This is a genomic window from Amycolatopsis xylanica (assembly GCF_900107045.1).
Classification (GTDB): domain Bacteria; phylum Actinomycetota; class Actinomycetes; order Mycobacteriales; family Pseudonocardiaceae; genus Amycolatopsis; species Amycolatopsis xylanica.
Genome location: NZ_FNON01000005.1, coordinates 764,599 through 781,448, shown reverse-complemented (window position 1 = coordinate 781,448; position 16,850 = coordinate 764,599). Strand labels below are relative to the sequence as shown.

The 16,850-nt window shown below is 69.4% G+C and carries 16 protein-coding genes; 5 read left to right on the top strand and 11 right to left on the bottom strand.

The window, feature by feature from the left end:
* Positions 1–3 precede the first annotated feature (3 nt).
* From BLV57_RS26390 to BLV57_RS26380, 3 genes are all read left to right on the top strand, one after another.
* The gene (locus BLV57_RS26390; RefSeq protein ID WP_091293053.1) at positions 4–954 is read left to right on the top strand and encodes a pirin family protein; all 951 of its coding nucleotides are present in this window, start codon (positions 4–6) and stop codon (positions 952–954) included.
* Positions 955–1,139: 185 nt separating this feature from the next.
* Complete coding sequence (locus BLV57_RS26385) at positions 1,140–3,437, top strand: cellulose binding domain-containing protein (protein WP_245757522.1); 2,298 nt, start codon at positions 1,140–1,142, stop codon at positions 3,435–3,437.
* Positions 3,434–4,885, top strand: coding sequence for a cellulose binding domain-containing protein (locus tag BLV57_RS26380; RefSeq protein WP_091293049.1), 1,452 nt, complete (start codon positions 3,434–3,436; stop codon positions 4,883–4,885). The genes BLV57_RS26385 and BLV57_RS26380 overlap by 4 nt, the downstream gene beginning before the upstream one ends.
* 48 nt (positions 4,886–4,933) lie before the next feature.
* Here the strand turns inward: BLV57_RS26380 and BLV57_RS26375 are convergent, their stop codons facing one another.
* The gene (locus BLV57_RS26375) at positions 4,934–5,629 is read right to left on the bottom strand and encodes a hypothetical protein (protein ID WP_245757521.1); all 696 of its coding nucleotides are present in this window, start codon (positions 5,627–5,629) and stop codon (positions 4,934–4,936) included.
* A 153-nt stretch (positions 5,630–5,782) separates the two neighbouring features.
* Between BLV57_RS26375 and BLV57_RS26370 the strand changes: the two genes are divergently transcribed.
* Positions 5,783–6,661 carry an SPFH domain-containing protein gene (locus BLV57_RS26370; RefSeq protein WP_091293048.1) on the top strand — a complete coding sequence of 293 codons (879 nt, stop codon included), beginning with the start codon at positions 5,783–5,785 and terminating at the stop codon, positions 6,659–6,661.
* Here BLV57_RS26370 and BLV57_RS26365 read toward each other — a convergent pair.
* Complete coding sequence (locus tag BLV57_RS26365) at positions 6,632–8,074, bottom strand: 1-deoxy-D-xylulose-5-phosphate synthase N-terminal domain-containing protein (RefSeq protein WP_091293046.1); 1,443 nt, start codon at positions 8,072–8,074, stop codon at positions 6,632–6,634. The genes BLV57_RS26370 and BLV57_RS26365 overlap by 30 nt on opposite strands.
* Positions 8,075–8,216: 142 nt before the next feature.
* Between BLV57_RS26365 and BLV57_RS26360 the strand changes: the two genes are divergently transcribed.
* The gene (locus tag BLV57_RS26360) at positions 8,217–9,497 is read left to right on the top strand and encodes a tetratricopeptide repeat protein (protein ID WP_091293045.1); all 1,281 of its coding nucleotides are present in this window, start codon (positions 8,217–8,219) and stop codon (positions 9,495–9,497) included.
* On the opposite strand, the gene BLV57_RS26355 is transcribed toward BLV57_RS26360, so the two are convergent.
* The 9 genes from BLV57_RS26355 to BLV57_RS26315 form a co-directional block, all read right to left on the bottom strand.
* Positions 9,475–10,389 carry a hypothetical protein gene (locus BLV57_RS26355; RefSeq protein WP_091293043.1) on the bottom strand — a complete coding sequence of 305 codons (915 nt, stop codon included), beginning with the start codon at positions 10,387–10,389 and terminating at the stop codon, positions 9,475–9,477. The genes BLV57_RS26360 and BLV57_RS26355 overlap by 23 nt on opposite strands.
* 87 nt (positions 10,390–10,476) lie before the next feature.
* Positions 10,477–11,397 carry a ribonuclease Z gene (locus BLV57_RS26350; protein WP_091293041.1) on the bottom strand — a complete coding sequence of 307 codons (921 nt, stop codon included), beginning with the start codon at positions 11,395–11,397 and terminating at the stop codon, positions 10,477–10,479.
* 34 nt (positions 11,398–11,431) lie between these two features.
* Positions 11,432–11,983 carry a DUF7010 family protein gene (locus tag BLV57_RS26345; RefSeq protein ID WP_091293039.1) on the bottom strand — a complete coding sequence of 184 codons (552 nt, stop codon included), beginning with the start codon at positions 11,981–11,983 and terminating at the stop codon, positions 11,432–11,434.
* Positions 11,984–12,028: 45 nt separating this feature from the next.
* Positions 12,029–13,480: a metallophosphoesterase family protein gene (locus BLV57_RS26340; protein ID WP_091293038.1), complete on the bottom strand. Its 1,452-nt coding sequence runs from the start codon at positions 13,478–13,480 to the stop codon at positions 12,029–12,031.
* An 88-nt stretch (positions 13,481–13,568) separates the two neighbouring features.
* Positions 13,569–14,039, bottom strand: coding sequence for a YbaB/EbfC family nucleoid-associated protein (locus tag BLV57_RS26335; protein WP_091293036.1), 471 nt, complete (start codon positions 14,037–14,039; stop codon positions 13,569–13,571).
* Positions 14,040–15,101, bottom strand: a complete 1,062-nt coding sequence (locus BLV57_RS26330) for a hypothetical protein (protein ID WP_091293034.1) — start codon at positions 15,099–15,101, stop codon at positions 14,040–14,042.
* A 10-nt stretch (positions 15,102–15,111) separates the two neighbouring features.
* Positions 15,112–15,477 carry a hypothetical protein gene (locus BLV57_RS26325; protein WP_091293033.1) on the bottom strand — a complete coding sequence of 122 codons (366 nt, stop codon included), beginning with the start codon at positions 15,475–15,477 and terminating at the stop codon, positions 15,112–15,114.
* Positions 15,478–15,680: 203 nt separating this feature from the next.
* Complete coding sequence (locus tag BLV57_RS26320) at positions 15,681–16,097, bottom strand: VOC family protein (RefSeq protein WP_091293031.1); 417 nt, start codon at positions 16,095–16,097, stop codon at positions 15,681–15,683.
* A gap of 166 nt (positions 16,098–16,263) precedes the next feature.
* Entirely contained in the window at positions 16,264–16,830 is a 567-nt protein-coding gene (locus tag BLV57_RS26315; RefSeq protein ID WP_091293029.1) for a dihydrofolate reductase family protein, read from the bottom strand.
* Positions 16,831–16,850: the final 20 nt, after the last annotated feature.

The following is a 16,850-nucleotide window of genomic DNA, read 5'->3' as shown; positions in this document are numbered from 1 at the left end:
CGGGTGAGCAACGTCGAAACCAGCCCCGCCGAGTTGACCTGCCGCAGCGAGCCGGGGCGGGCCGTCGAGGTGCTCACCCCGCGCGACGTGCCGCTCGGGGGCCCGCGGGCGATGCAGGTCCGGCGGACGCTGCCGCAGCGCGACCGGTCGCTCATCGGCGCGTGGTGCTTCGCCGACCATTACGGGCCCGAGGACGCGCGGATGGATGTCGCGCCGCATCCGCATACCGGGTTGCAGACGGTGAGCTGGCTGTTCACCGGCGAGATCGAGCATCGCGACAGCCTGGGTGTGCACGCGATGGTGCGGCCGGGTGAGCTGAACCTGATGACCGGCGGGCACGGGATCTGCCACTCCGAGGTGTCGACCGACGCGAGCACGACGTTGCACGGCGTGCAACTGTGGGTCGCGCTGCCGGACGCGCACCGGGACGCGCCTCGCGACTTTCAGCATTTCGTCCCTGAACCGGTCGAGTTGGCGGGGGCGACCGCGCGCGTTTTTCTCGGATCGCTTGCCGGGGCCACTTCTCCCGTGCCGACCTTCACGCCGTTGCTGGGCGCGGAACTCGTGCTGGAGCCAGGCGCGAAGCTGGCGCTCGAGGTCGACCCGGCGTTCGAACACGGTGTTCTCGTTGACGCCGGCGCCGTCGAACTCGAAGGCACACCGCTCGCGCACGCCGAACTCGGCTACGCGGGCATCGGGGCGAATTCCCTTTACCTTGCCAATCCTGGCGACGAAACGAGCCGGGTGATCGTGCTCGGCGGTGAGCCGTTCGCCGAAGAGCTGGTCATGTGGTGGAACTTCGTCGGCCGCGATCATGACGAGATCGCGCGGTTCCGCGAGGAATGGGAAGCCGGGTCAGCTCGTTTCGGCCGTGTCGACGGCTATCCGGGTGATCGTTTGCCCGCCCCGAAGTTGCCGGGCGGACGGCTCAAACCGAGGCGTAATCCCGCCTAGGTTTGTTCACATATATGGACGCCATTCACATTCGTTGACGCACGCCAGCATGGTGACCTATAAAGACAGGGTCCAGGTGTACACGCCGCAACACCTTTCCGCCATTGCTGTACCGGAGGTTTCGGGTGTCCCGGAAAACCCCTCGTCATGCCCTTTTGTTGGTATCGCTCACGATTCTGGCCGCGGTGGCCGCCGTCGAAGTGGTCAAGGAACCAGCCGAGGCGGCGCCAGGACCAGGCGCGCTCACCGGCCTGGACCTCGGTTCCGCCAATCGCCGCGCGCCGGTCGCCGGGCTCTACGACTGGAGTAAAGCCGGTTTCCGCGGGGGTTCCGCGCTACCCGGCGCCAACGAGGTCAACCCCAGCGCTGCCTGTCAGATCACCCCGGCCGAGCTGGCGGGCCAGTACAACGTCAGACCAGATGACGGTGTCGACGACACCAACGGCATCCAGGCCGCGATCGACGCGATCAAGTCGGCCTGCTCCCCCAGCGCGAGCTACTCGAAGCTCAGCCTGATCAACTTCCCGGCCGGCAGGCTGGACGTGTCCCACGAGTTGCATGTGGACGCCGACTATCTGATCCTGCGCGGCGCGGGCAAGGACGCGACCAAGTTCGTCTACAAGCCCGACGCGAACACGCTCTACGACGCGCTCACCCCCGACGGGTCCGACTGGGACGAGGACGGGATGACCTCGGGCGCCGGCAAGGGCGGCTGGCTGTGGCCGGGCCGCGGCCTGTTCCGGGTGCAGTCACGGGGCGTCGACCCGTCCTACGCGAGCGACTACGCCGCGGCGCCCGCCAACCGCAAGGACATCTTCGAGGGCACGGTCAACGTGCACTGGAAGGCGGGCCTCAAGCTGCGCGGCAAGCCGGGTGACACCGCCTACGCCGCCAAGACCGGCGACAAGGTCGTCTATCTGGCGAGCAGCGGCGCGCTGACCAACCTCGCCGCGGGCAACCTGGTGAACATCCGCGCGGCCAACAGCACCAAGTTCTACCAGCAGCAGAACGCGACCGGAACGGCGTATCCGCTGCTGAACATGCACATGCGCCAGCAGATCTTCACCATCGCCGCGCTCGACACCTCGGCGCGCACGATCACCTTGGACAAGCCGCTGGAGTACGACGTCCCCGTGACGTCCATTTCGGACGGTTCGGCCCCGATCGACGGCGCTGCCTACGACTCCAAGGCCGCCCCGCTGGTCGACCCGGTGCTCGGCGTCGGCTTCGAGGATCTCGGCTTCACCCAGGAGATGCCGGGCCTGGACCCCGCCGAGGCCACGCACAACTACGGCAACATGGCGCCCGCCGCCGAGATGCACGGCATCGTGTTCAAGTGGGCGGCCAATTCCTGGGTCCGCGGCGTACGCACGGACATGACCGGCTCGCACCCGATCGTCACCGAAGAGGCCAAGAACCTGCAGATCGTGAACAACGAGCTCAACGGTTCGTGGAACAAGGGCAAGGGCGGCAACGGCTACTTCCGCGGCTCGCGGGTGTGGGACTCGCTCTACGCGGGCAACACCTCGACCCTGTTGCGGCACTTCACCTTCCAGTGGGGCGCCTCGGGCAACGTGGTGATCGGCAACTCCTTCGACTCCGACCTCAACCTGCACGGCGGCTACGAACGCAACAACCTGTTCGAGCTCAACACCGTCAAGGTCCCCTACGCGCACCGGTCCGGCAACTGCCGGGCGAACTGCGGTGAAGAGGGCGGCGGCGGGCCCGACGACTCCAACTGGTTCCCGATCTGGTGGGCCGCCGGGCAGAAGGCGATCAAGTGGTCGGGGTCGTCCGGCCCGCGCAACGTCTTCTTCAACAACACCATGACCAAGCAGCTCGCCGAGGGCGGCGCGTTCGGCGACTTCTACGCCGATCACCACCGCGTGTACCAGTTCGGCTGGGACGGCGCCGCGTTCAAGCACCTCGACATCGGCGGCACCCCGATCGCCGACTGGGCGAAGAACGAGCAGAAGGACTACACCGGCGGCCACGGCGTCGACGCCACCAAGACCGACGCGGCGGCCTCGCTGTTCCTGAAGTCTGTCGACGGCACCCAGCCACCGACCAGCACGACCCCGACCAGCACCACGACAACCCCGACGAGCACCACCACGACACCCACGACCCCGACGAGTCCGACCACGACGACCAGCCAGCCGCCATCGGGCTGTGTGAAGGCGACGTTCACCCAGAAGTCGGTGTGGGACAGCGGGTACGGCGGCTCCTTCACCATCGCCAACACCTGCGCCACCGCGACCACGTCCTGGGCGGTCGAGTTCGACCTGCCTTCGGGCACCACGGTCAGCAACTCGTGGAGCTCGGTGCTGACCAAGACCGGGCAGCACTACAAGTTCACGAACACCTCGACCAACGGCAAGATCAAACCCGGTGGCACCACCACGTTCGGCTTCAACGCCGCCGGGCGCGGCCTGCCGTCCAACTGCGCGCTCGCCGGAACCCCCTGCGGAGGCACCTCATGAGGAAGCGGCTATGGGCGGTGAGCGCGGCCGCGGTCACCGCGGCGGGCCTCGGCGTCGTGGTGACGGCCGAAGCGGCGCCGAGCGTGTCGGCGACGTTCACCCAGAGTTCGGTGTGGGACAGCGGATACGGCGGCCGGTTCGCGCTGGCCAACACCGGTGACACGGCGAGCACCTCGTGGACGGTCGAGTTCGACCTGCCGTCCGGCACCACGGTCAGCAACTCGTGGAGCTCGGTCATGACCAAGACCGGGCAGCACTACAAGTTCACGAACACCTCGACCAACGGGAAGATCAAACCCGGTGGCACCACCGGGTTCGGCTTCAACGCCGCCGGGCTCGGCCTGCCGAGCGGCTGCTCGGTCAACGGCGCGCCGTGCGGCGGCGGCACGCCGACGACGACACCCACCACCCCGACCAGCACGACGACAACGAGCACGACGACGACCACCCCGACGACCACCAGCAGCCCCAGTCCCGGCGACACGATCAACGTCTCCACGACGGCGCAGCTGCAAGCGGCGCTCGCGGCGGTGAACCCGGGGCAGACGATCAAGCTCGCGGCGGGCACCTATCACGGTTCCTTCCAGACCAGCCGGGCTGGCACCGCGGCGAAGCCGATCTCCCTGACCGGCTCCGGCGCGATCCTGATCAACGACGGCCCGGCTGGCGACCCACCCGAGTGCCCGGCGCCGACGGCGGGCTGGGACTCCGGGTACGGGCTCTGGCTGTACAACGCCCCGTACTGGAACCTCAGCGGCTTCACCGTGCGAGAGTCCAAAAAGGGCATCGTCGCCGACAACTCGCCGCACACCGTGATCGACGGCGTGACGGTCGACCACGTCGACGAGGAGGCCGTGCACTTCCGCAAGTCCTCTTCGGACAGCCTGATCCGCAACTCCAAGATCAGCTACACCGGTCTGGTGCAGCCGGGCTACGGCGAGGGTGTGTACCTCGGCTCGGCGGGCTCGAACTGGGGCTGCCACGGCAACTCCGGCGGCGTCGACAAGGGCGACCGGATCCAGGTGATCGGCAACCACTTCGGCCCGTACATCGCGGCCGAGGCGATCGACGTCAAGGAAGGCACATTCAACGGCCTCATCCGGGGCAACACCTTCGACGGCCAGGGCGTCACCGGCGAGAACTCGGCCGATTCCTGGGTCGACGTCAAGGGCATCGGGTACACGATCGAAGGCAACACCGGCACGTTCACCACGCCGGGCAAGTTCGCCAACGGCTACGAGACGCACAACCCGGGCACCACTCCCGCCTACCCCAACGGCTGCGGGAACGTCTGGCGCGACAACAAGTCCGACCTCGGCGGCGTCGGCGAGTACGCCATCAAGATCACTTCGGTGTCACAGTGCAAGGAGCAGCCGAACGTCGTGTACGCGTCGAACACCGTCACCCGTGCGGTGAAAGGCCTGACCAACGCGCCGGTCACGCCGTAGCCGTCCGTCCTTTGAGGTCACTCCGGCCGGGGTGACCTCAAAGGACGGTCACTTCTTCCAGGTGACGGCCTTCGTGGCGCCCGTGTCGTACGGCGCCTTGGTGTAGGCGACCGAGGCGATCGGGTCGGACGACACTCCGAAGTAGAGCTTGCAGGCCTCGAACTTCGCGCCCTTGGCGGTGAAGTCCTTCGGCAGCGACGTGACGTCCTCGCAGCCGGTGACGCTCGTGTTCCCCATCCCGAACAGCTGGCCTGGCCAGCCGCCGCTCCTGGTCGTCGGGGTGAACGTGGGCACGTAGAGCTCCGAGAGGTTCGCACCGTCCACATTGACCAGTGTCTGCTTCACGAAGAAGAAGAACTTCCCGCGCAGCTTGGTCTTGTCCTCGTCCTTGAGCGGCAGGCCTTCGACGTCCTCATCGGACGCCTTGACCGTCTCGACGGTGAGCGTGACGCCGAGCTGGCCCTTGGCGTAGTAGCTGTAGACCGGCAGCACAGCCTGCTCGCCGAACTTCACCTTGGTGCCGGGCTTCGCCGCCTCACCGGTGATCTCCAGCGTCGGCGTGACCGTCATGTACGGCCGCTCGGTGGTCGTCGGCGCGGTGCTGGTGGCCGAGGCGGCGTTCGGCCCGGTGGTCGTGACGCCGCCTTCCCTGCTCCCGTGGCCGGTGACGGCCGTGCAGCCCGCGACGGCGAAGGCGAGCACGGCCAGCACGAGGACGTGCGGTCTCTTCAGGTGTGCAGGCATGACGAATCCCCCTGGAAATGATGTGAAACCCCTGGCCATGACTTTAAGGCACGAGGTGCTGACCTTCGGCGGTACCCCTGCTCACCTGGTGTGCTGCAATCGTGGCAGTGGGGCGCGACGGTGCCGCCTCCGCGTCATCCAGGGGGAACAACGATGAAGATCCGCCAGCTCGTCCTGCCGTTCTTCGCGCTTTCGCTCGCCGGGTGCTCGATCGGGAATCCCAATTCGAGCGAGGTCTCGCTGCAGTACGGCGGCGGGCCGTTCGACTCGCGCAATTTCGTCGAATGCGAGACCGACCGCGACGTGAGCGACGTCAACGACGACCACTACTACTACCCGACCGGCCAGCGTGACTTCTCGTTCGGCGACGGTGACGGAATGGACTCGGCCGCGCTGACCTCCACCACCCAGGACTCCCAGGAGGTGAAGGTGACCGGCACGGTGAAGTTCACCCTCAACACCGACTGCCACGAGTTCACCGACCCGAGCGGCAAGAAATGGCCAGGCGGCAAGCTGCAGATGTTCCACGAGCTCATCGCCTACAAGTACGACGCGGCGCCGACCGACGGCGGCCAGCCCATGAAGGAGGGCTGGAAATCGCTGCTGCGCAATTACGTCGGTGCGGCGCTGGACCGGGCGACCGACAACGAGGCGCTCAAGTACCCCTGGCAGAAGCTGTACACCGACGCCGCCGCGAAAGCCCAGTGGGAACACGACGTCCTCGAGCAGCTGCCCGCCGTGCTCAAGTCGCTGACCCAGGGTGTCGACCTGATCACCATCAACTCGGTTCTGCTGCAGAAGCCCGGCATCCAGCCCGCACTGGTGCAGGGCCTCACCGACAAGCAGGCCGCCGAACTGCGGCAGCAGGCGGCCGAGGTCGACAAGCAGGCGGCGGCGAGCTTCCCGGGCGGCATTCCCGGCTACCAGTCCTACCAGCAGCAGCAGGCGGTCAACGAAGCGATCAAGGCGGGCAAGGTGCAGGTGCTCCCGGTGCCGCAGGGCTCACCCGTGATCGTCTCCCCCGGCAAGTGAGCCGAGCACGGCGGCGGTGATCCCGGCGGCGCCGGTGACGACGGCGTTCGGATGCGCGAGCGACGCCGCCAGCGAACCGGCCTCCACCGGCTGGCCCGTCACGACCACGAGGTCGTGCGCGCCCGCCAGCGTGAGCAGCGCCGGATCGGGCGGGGAGACCCAGCGCGGATCGGCGACGGTGACCCGCACGCCGCGCCCGGCGAGGTCGTCGGCGGCGGCGAGGCAGGCCGGGGCGGCGGTGCCGATCGGCAGCAGGAGCACGCGCGCACCGAGGTCCGAGCGGAGGAGGTCGCAGCGGCCGAGCGAACGCACCGCGGGCACGTCGGCGGTCGTGTCGGGGCAGCGGAGTACCGTCGGCCCGCTGCTGACCGCGATGGCCTCGCGCAGCAGGGACCGCAGGCGGGCGCGGTCGCGCGGCACGGCGAGGCCGAGTGAGGGCACCATCGGCAGTATCGCCGTGTCGGCCGCGCCGTCGAGCACGAAGGTCACGGCGAGCCCGCGCTGCGCGACGTCGGTGACGACCTGGTCGAACGCCCGGCCGAGCAGGGACGCGGGCACGGTCACCACCGGCCGCAGGCCACCGAGCGCGAGCCCGGCGGCGGAGGTGACGGCGTGCTGCTCGGCCATCCCGGCGCCGAAGACCCGGGCCGGGAAGCGATGCGTGAAGCGGGTGAGTGAGTCGACCGGGCCGGTGGTCACGCAGACGACCTCGCGGCGCTCGGCGCCGATCTCGGTCAGCTCCTCGTCGAACGCCGACGCCCACGGGCGTACGGGCCGCTCGGCGCCGTCGGGGGTCTTGAAGTGCACGACCACCGGGCGGCACGAGCGTTTCGCGCGCTCGAGGCAGTGTTCGACCGCGCCGAGGTCGTGGCCGTCGACCGGGCCGATGTAGGCGAGCCCGAGCTGGGCGAAGACGTTGCGCCCGCGCAGCCGCCGCAGCCGGGCGAGGTGGTGCACGATGCCGCCGTCGGTCGGGTCGTAGCTCGTGCCGCTGTCGTTGAGCACGATGATCACGCGGCGGTCAGGGGCACCGCCGATGTTGTTGAGCGCCTCCCAGCACATGCCGCCGGTCAGCGAGGCGTCGCTGACGACCGCGACCACGCGCCGGTCGCGGTGGCCGCGCAGTGCGAACGCCTTGGCGAGGCCGTCCGCGTACGAGAGCGCGGTGGAATGCCCCGGCAGGCCGTCGCGCGAGTCGATGAGCATCCGGTGGACGGACGCCTGCTCGGCCGTGTCGAAGAGCAGTACGTCACGGCTGGAGTCGAAAACCCGGTGCAGCGCGAGGGTGAGCTCGACCATCGTCGAATCCACCCGTTCGCCACGCAAGTCCGCGGCGAGGCGTCTCAAGGCCGATCTGGACAGTCCTCGCAGGCCGGTCGCGTGCCGTTCGTCGAGTACTTCGCTGAGTGCCATTTTCTACCACCCGATCGGGTAATGCTCGTCGCACCAACGGTCCGTCATCCTTCTAGTTAGCCCGCCGGAACCCGCCGGTGGTCTGGTCCATCGGCCCGGATGTGTTGAACATCGGCACACTGTTGAATCCGAAAGGGAATGGATGACGGGGCGCCGGCCCAATGACCCGCTGCGCACATTGCTCACCGAGGCGGGGTGGACCGGTGGGGCGCTGGCGGCCGCGGTCAACGCGATCGGCGGCGAAGCGGGCCTGCGCCTGAGTTACGACCGCACCTCGGTCGCGCACTGGCTCTCGGGGTCACGGCCGCGCTCCCCCGTGCCGGACCTGGTCGCGGAGGCGTTCACCCGCAGGCTGGGGCGCGAGATCCCGGTCGCGCTGACCGGGATGACCGGCAACGGAGCGGCCGCCACCCCGTCGCTGCTGGTCGAACCGGACCGGATCTACCGCCTGGCCGAGCTCGACGTGCCCTCGCTGGCCGAGCTCGCGGTCCCCGCTCAGCGGGACGGGATCGGGCGCGTCGGCCGGACCGAGGCGGCCTCCGCCGCGTCGATGATCGAGGTGTTCTCCGACGCCGATGTCACCTTCGGCGGCGGCCGCGGCCGGACCGCGCTGGCCGGCTATCTCGCGTACACGATCGCGCCGTGGCTGCGCGCCGACGCCGCACCGGCCGTCCGGCACGAACTGCTGCGTTCCGCGTCCCTGCTCACGTATCTCAACGGCTTCATGTGTTTCGACGACGAGCTGCACGGCGCGGCTCAGAGCTATTACCTGGCCAGCGCCCGGCTCGCCGCACAGGCCGCCGACGCCACGGGGTACGCCGTCGCGTTGCGCGCGCTGAGCGTGCAGGCCCGGGCGCTCGGGCACCACCGGAACGCCGTGCACCTCGCCGAAGCGGCCGTGGCGGCGGCCGCGCCGACGGCGTCTCCGCGCACCCGCGCGTTCCTGCACGGGCAGCTCGCGGTCGCCTGCGCCGCCGCAGGCGACCGGCAGGCCGCCATCACCCAGCTCGGCGTCGCCGAAAACCGGCTCGCCGCGGCGCAGTCCGCCGACCTCGCGATCGGCGGCTACCACGAGGCTTCGCTGGCGCACCAGCACGCGGCGGTGGCCGCGTCGCTCGGCGACCGGCAGGCCGCGATCAGGGCGTTGAAGTCGTCGATCTTCCACCGCCCGGCCGCTGAGCGGCGCTCGCGCGCGATCACCCTCGCCAGGCTGGCCGAACTCCAGCTCGCCGCCGGTCAGCTCGACCAGGCCTGCGACACCTGGCACCGGTTCCTCGACGATTACCCGCACCTGCGCTCACGCCGCGCCGACACCGCGCTCGCCACGCTGCGCGCCCAGGTCCGCCCGCACCAGAAGAACCCGTCCGCGCGGCTGCTCGGCCAGCGCGCGGCGCTCGTGCTCAACGCACGGCGAACGCCCTGATCTCCGTGGTCACCTTGCGCCGGGCGACGCTGAGCGGCCCGAGCCCGGACAACGCCCGGAGCACCGCGTCCACCAGCGCGGACGGCCCGCCCGCGATCCCGACGGTCGCGGCGCGCGCGAGCCAGTCCGGCCGGATCTCCCCGACCTCGGTGAGGATCCGCCCCCGCACGTCGTGCACGGGCCCGCAGAGCAGCAGCAGGTCACTCGCCGCCGCGACCGAGCGCACGGTTTCGCGTTGATCGGACGCGGCGTAACACCATTCGTCCGGGTGATGCCCGCGCAGCCGGGGGAACCGGGCCCGCAGCGCGGCGAGCACCCGCGCGGCGTCTTCGATCGGCATCCCGGGCGCGACCAGGAACGAGACCCGCTCGGGATCGAACGCGGGCAGCGTCCTCACGTCTTCAGGTCTTTCGACGAGGTGCGTCCCGGCGGCGAGCGTGGCGGCGACGGCGTGCCCGCGTCTCGCGATCAGCACCACGTCGTCGCCCCGGTCGATGAACTCGCGCAGGCGCGACCGCATCCGGTCGACCAGCGGGCACTCGGCGCCGCACCCTGGCTGGTAGTCGGCCAGCAGCACGCGGCGGGTCCGCAGCACGGCGGCCCAGCGGGACACGACCTCGTCCGCGATGATCCCCGCGGCCGGATCCCTGGTGGCTATCCCGAATCCGGTCGCGCCTTCAGCGTCCACATAGGACACCGCGGTCAAGGTCGCGTCGCCGGGCGTGTCCGGGACCGTGCCGACGCGTGCTCCGTCCACTCCGGACGCGAGCAGCGGCGCGGCGGGACAGCGGACGCGTCCCCTGACGGGATGGGTGAACTCCGTGACGACGACCAGCTCGCCGGGCGCGACCCCGGATGTGCTCAGCCTGATCCGCTCGACCGACCGTTTCATGACCGCCTCCGGCTCCGATTGTCGCCAAGAGCCGATCAAGCCGCCGCGCGGTGCCACGTTCGTGTGATCAGTACACCGTGGGGTCGTTCATGCGGACGGGCGCTTCGGGACGGCGATGCGCATCAGGTCTTCGGCGACCACGATCTCGCCGTCGAATTCCGCCCGAGCCTCCTCGTAGAACCGCGAAGCGTCCGGGTATCGCTGCGAGAAGTGCGTGAGCACCAGCAGCCGGACCCCGCTCTCGGCCGCGACCCGGCCCGCCTGCGCCGCGGTGAGATGCCCGACCTGCTCGGCCAGCGCGGTGTCCTCGCTGAGAAAGGTCGACTCGATCACGAGCATGTCGGCGCCCTCGGCGAGCGCGAAGACGCCGTCGCACAGGCGGGTGTCCATCACGAACGCGAACCGCTGTCCCTTGCGCGGCAGGCTGACTTCCTCCAGCCGGACGGTGCGCCCGCCGGTCGTGATCGCGCCGGTCCGCTGCAGCTCGCCGACGGCGGGCCCGGCCACGCCCAGCTCGCGGAGCCGTTCCGGCAGCATCTGCCTGCCGTCGGGTTCGACCAGCCGGTACCCGAACGCCTCCACGCCATGGCTGAGCGAGCGCGCCTCGAGCACCCCGAAAGCACCGTTCGCGATCGGCCCGTCCCCGGTCACCGGTTCCTCGCGCAGCTCCGCGACCTCGTAGAACGTGGTCGCGTGCCGCAGCCGCTCGAAGAAGTGCCGTCCCGAAGCCGGGAAGTGCGCGTGCACCGGATGGCGGACCCCGTCGAGCGAGAGGCGCTGGATGATGCCCGGCACGCCCAGGCAATGGTCGCCGTGGAAGTGCGTCAGGCAGATCCGGGTGAGGTCGGTCGCGGCGACGCCCGCCAGCAGCATCTGCCGCTGTGTGCCCTCGCCGGGGTCGAAGAGGATGCCTTCGGCGCCCCAGCGCAGGAGGTAGCCGTTGTGGTTGCGCCGCCTCGTCGGCACCTGACTCGCGGTTCCCAGCACCACCAGCTCGCGAATGGACACCCCGAAACCGTACCGGCGCGCGGCAAGCGGGTTTTCAGCGCGAGCGCAGCCCCGCGACGGCCGTCCCCCACAGCACGACCGCGCCCCCGAAGCCCGGCACCGTCCGCCAAGCCCATTCCTGACCGGCGGCACCCAGCACGGCGGCGGCCACCGCGACCACGCACAGCAGGATCGCGAGCACGAGGAACCGGCGGGTGCCGAAGAGCCGCGAGAACGGCAGGAAGTGCAGGCCGACGAGCAGCAGCACCCAGGCGGGGACGGCTTGCGGCAGGTCGAACACCCCGCTGAGCACCCGCGCGCCCGCGAAGATCCCGACGACCATCAGCAGCACCGAGATGCCGTACTGCTTGCCGAACGGGCTGTCACCGCGCCCGCCGCCGGCGGGCAGATCGGCGCCCCGGCGGCCCAAGGCCACGATCCACGCCACCAGTGCCACGACGACCACGATGCCGAGCACCACGAGGACGGTCTTCGGGCCGTTCACGGCGGCGGTGCCGGAAAACCACCAGCCCGCACCGAAACCGGTGGCGATCAGCGAGCTGATCATCAGCGTGACCAAGTGCCCCTTGGTGAACTGCTCTTCCATGCGAGCAGTCTTCCCTACGCCGATCCGGGCAACGTGGCCGCGTTGTCAGCCGCGCCAAGCGACATACGGAACTTCGATCTTGTCTTCGACGCTCGGCGTGCCCTCGGTGTCGGCGCTGCCGGTCACGCCGACGCAGGTCATGGTCAGGCCGTCCGCGCGGATGTCCAGCCTCAGGAAGTGCTTGAACATCGGCGGGTCGTTGAAGTCGAAAAGCTCGGAACCGTAGCGATGGAACAGGTGCCCGAACCGGATCCGGCCGAGCGCCTGTGCCTTCAGCCGCTGCGAACGGCGGAGTTTGGCGTCGCTTTTCCGGTTCGACTGGGCGTTGATGCCACGGTGGCGCTCGAAGTACGCGGCCGCCTGGCCTGGCTTGACGACCGCGAGGCCGAGCCCGAACAGCAGCTTGCTGTCGATGATCTGCGAGAACCGGGCGAGCGAGTCGCGGCGCAGCGGGTAGCACTTGAACTGCTCCTCGGTCACGCCCGCGACGTCCACCTCGGGGATCCAGTGGGTGGCGTGCAGGTACGCGCCCCCGCCGCCGCTGACCACGTACTGGATCACGCGGTCGCCGACCCGCACCGGATACCGCTGGTAGTTGTGGGTGTCACCGCCGATGGCGAGCACGTAGTTCGCCTTCGGGTTCCGCACGATGTCGTCGACGCCGCCGGGCCGGTACCGGCCGTTGACGTAGATCGGCTTGCCGGTGAGCAGGATCTTCGGGCGGTCGTTCTCCAGCGAGACCCGCTCCAGCCAGGCGCGCTGCTCGTCGTCGACCAGGCCGCCGATGCCGGTGTCGATGCAGACGAACCGGACCGGGCCCTTGTCGATCGCGAAGTACGGCGCGGGCTGCCTGCTCGTCTGGCTCGGCTTCGACCGCAGTCGCTTGGCCTCGTCGAGCTGCTCGGCGGTCACCTTGCCGTTGCGCCGCCACAGCTTCCTGGCGAACCACGCGCGCGGGCCCGAGCCGAAGTCGAGCCGCTGGCCGTCGTCTTCGAGCCCGCAGAAGATCCGCATGAACCCGCGCAGCCCGTCGTACCAGTCGTGGTTGCCGGGAATGGCGTAAAACGGCCAGTCCAGCTCACGGTACGGGTGGAAGAACTTGTAGTGGTAGTCACCGAGGTCGCCGGTCGGATAGATGACATCGCTGCAGATCACGGCGAAGTCGACACCGGTCTGGGCACGCAGCGCTGGCACGACCGCGTACTGCGAATCGTCGCCCTCGCCGGTGTCGCCGACGACCAGCATCGAGTACTCGGCGTCCGTGCCGCGGTCGACGACGAAGTCACCGCCGGTCGGCTTGGCGAGCTCGACCCAGCGCTTGCGCGCCGCGTCGACCGGGTCGATCCACTTGGCGATGATGTCGTTGCGGGACTGCCACAACGTCTTGGGCCGCAGCCACGAATTCGGCCGCGCGCCGGGCGGGACGTCGAGCTTCCACTTGCCCGGCGCCGTGCTGTACCACCCGGCGCCCTCGTCCGAATCCCGTGAAGAGTTCATCGGCTCCACCCTTTCACACCCACCTGTGAAGGAGTCGCGGGAACGCCTCGGGTGGTTACCCTCGGATATCGAATCGGCACCAACCGCCTCACCACGCCGGGTCGAACCGCACGCCCTTGTCGTACCACTCGTCGTCCGTCTCGGGCGCCTTGTTCGACGGCCGCGGCGGGCCGTCCGCCGACCGGTCCCGGAGTATCGCCTTCTCAGCGGGCGCAGGGCGCTCGACGGCCTGCGTGGACGGCTCGAACTGCAGACGCCAGCGCAGGCGGTCGGCCAGGTAGCCCGCGTTGCCGAGCGGGCGCATCAGCTCGGCGCTGCGTTCGGCCGACTTCCGTTGCGCGTCAACGTAGGTGCGCACCACGAGGTCCGCGATCTCGTCGGGCGACATGCGCCGGATGGCGTCCGAAAGCCGCAGGCTGGTCATCACCCCGTCGGTGTTGACCGAGACGGCGACCGCGCCGTCCGGGGACGCCGAGTCCACCGAAAGCGCGGAAAGCGCGGCCACCATGGCCGCGCGATCCGGCTTCGCCGACGGCGCGGGGTTCCGCTTCTCCGTCATCTAGTCCAGCGTCCCCAGTTCCATCGGGCCGCTGTGGGTCCTGCCGTCCGGCGAGATGTCGGTGTTGGAGTCGCGGACCCGCTTCTCGGTCTCCTTGGACGTGCGGTCGGTCTCGAACTTCGACGGGTCGAAGGTGTCGCCGGGGCTGACGTCCGGCGGCGGCGGGATCCTCGGCAGGTCCTTCATGTCGTTGCCGATGCGGTCGGCGAGGGTGCTCGCCGCCTCGGCCGCGGCCTCGCGGATCTTGCCGACGCTCTTCATGAAGTTCGAATGCAGCTCCATGCCGCTCTTGCCGCTCGGCTCGCCGATGAGCCCGACGGCCGCGCCGATCGCCGACCCGGCGGCGTTGCCCGCGACCAGCGCGCCGTTGGCCGCGGTGAAGATCGCGGCGCCCGCGGGCGCCGCGACGCCCGCGGTGGCGACGGTGAGCAGACCCGCGATGGCGCCGGCGAACGCACCCGCGAACACCTTGTACAGCTTGGCGTCATGGGCCTCTTCGGCGTCCTTGACGAACTGCTCGGCCTGCTCGTCGTAAGCCTTGGCAAGCGTGCAGAGGTCTTCACGCGCGGACGCGATGGCCTCGCGTGCGGCGACCACGTCGGCCTCGAGCACGGTGATCTTCGATTCGACCCGCGTGTACGCGTCGGCGAGGCCCTTGATGTAGGCCTTCACCGTGTTGGCCGCCTCGCCGCGCCAGTACTCCATGCGCTTCTCGGCCTGGTCGAGCTCGGCCCTGGAGTCGTCCTGCAGCGTGCGCCAGACCTTGTCGAGGTCGTTGATCATGCCCTGCAGGCTGTCCTTGGCGTCGTTCTCGATCTCGGCGTCGTCGAACTCGTGGAAGACATTCGCGATGTCCTTCTGCGCCTTGTCGTACCACTCGTCGACGCCGAACATGATGTCGGAGAACCGCAGGCGCTCCAACGCGTTGAGCGCCGTTTCGCAGCCCTCGCGCATGTCGCCTTCGAGGCCTTCCATGAGCTTGACCCGGTCCTTGCGGGAGTCCGCGCCCCAGCCCTTGGTCTCGACGTCTTCGTCGAGCGCGCCGAAATAGTCGTCGTCCATGATCGTCCCCCTAGCCCTGCGCGGCCCGGTGCAGGCTCGCCTGCGCGTCGGCCTCGGCCTTCGCGTACATGTCGGCGACCGTGAGCAGCGCGTGGCTGGTGTCGCGGGTGCTCCGCTGCAGCTGCCCGATCAGGTCGAGGATCTGCTCGCGGTGCTTCTCGAAGGCCTGGGAAACCGCGGGCATGCCCAGCGTGCGCCCGAAGACGTTGTACACCGGCATCATGGCGCCGATGTCGAAGATCCCGCCGCCCTCCGGCGCGGTCGGGACGTCGAGCTTGCGCACCCCGGCGTGGGCCTGCTCGGCGGCGTCGGCCGCGGCCCCGAGATGCCCGCTGGCGTCCCTGAGGTCCTGCAGGTCTGTTTCGAATCCGATCATGTGTCACCTTCGTCGTCCGGCGGGGGTGGTCATGTAAACACCGCCGAACGAGTGACACGGGTGCTTCGCACACATGTCCGCGCCACTGTGGCCAGGTTCACCTGGTGCGCCTACACCAAAGGTGGAGCGGCTCCTTCTATCGCTGAAAAAAGGCCTGATCCCGTTGGCGTCCAACGAGATCAGGCCTCCGGGCGGTCAGCGGGTCACGCCTGCTGCGCGGCCACGATGTTGACCATCCAGGTGATCCCGAACCTGTCGGCGCACATGCCGAACTCGTCGCCCCACATCTGCTTCTCCAGCGGCACGGCGACCGTTCCGCCCGAGGAGAGCTTTTCCCAATACCCACGCAGCTCGTCCGCGTCGTCGCCGCTGAGGCTGACCGAGATCGTGTCGCTCGGCTTGTACTCTTCGGCGGGCCCGGAGTCCGCGCCCATGATCGTGTAGCCGCTGTCGGTCTCGAGCTGGCCGTGCATGATGTTGTTCGCGTTCGGCGCCTCCTTGTCACCGAAGTCGCCGAAGGTGTTCAGCACCAGGGTGCCGCCGAAGACCTCCTTGTAGAACTCCATCGCCTCCCGCGCGTTTCCGCCGAAGCCGATGTACGGGTTGAGCCGTGAAGCCATGACAGTGCTCCTTAGTCGCGACAGGGGAAGCATCGTCGCAGAGCCGCATGGCCTCGACAACCCGAGTCAGGTGACGTCGCGGCGAATCGTGACCGGTCGGGTGACACCTGCTGTGACCAGCGCATAGGCCAGAAATAACGCCCCGCCGGGCCGGGCCGGGAGCGGTTCACGCGGGCCGCTTCTCATACCTGGTCATGACGACCCCGCCCGGAAAACCCCGCGTCTCGACCAGGTCCAGGTTCACCCAGCCGTCCAGCGTGGTGAAGAACGGTTTGCCCCCGCCCACGAGCACCGGGTGGGTGACGATCTCGTACTCGTCGACCAGCCCGGCCCGCATGGCCGCCGCGCCCAGCGCCGCACCGCCGACCCGCAGCGGGCCGCCGTCCCCGGCCTTGAGGCGGGTGATCTCGGCGACCGCGTCGCCGGTCACCACCCGGGTGTTCCAGTCGACCTCGCTCGCGGTGGACGAGAACACCACCTTCGGCGTGTCCCGCCAGTTCCGCGCGAACGCGATCTCGGCCTCGGTGGCGCCCGGCTGCTCATCGCCGGTCGGCCAGTAGGAGCTCATCGTCTCCCACAGCCCGCGCCCGTACAGGAACGTGCCGATCGCCTGCTCCCGCTCGAGCCACCACTCGAACAGCTCGTCGCTCGGCTCGCTCCAGCCGATGTCGTCGCCGGGCGCGGCGATGTAGCCGTCCAGGCTCAGGTTCATGCCGTAGATCAGTTTTCGCATGACGCCATCTTCCCTGTCGT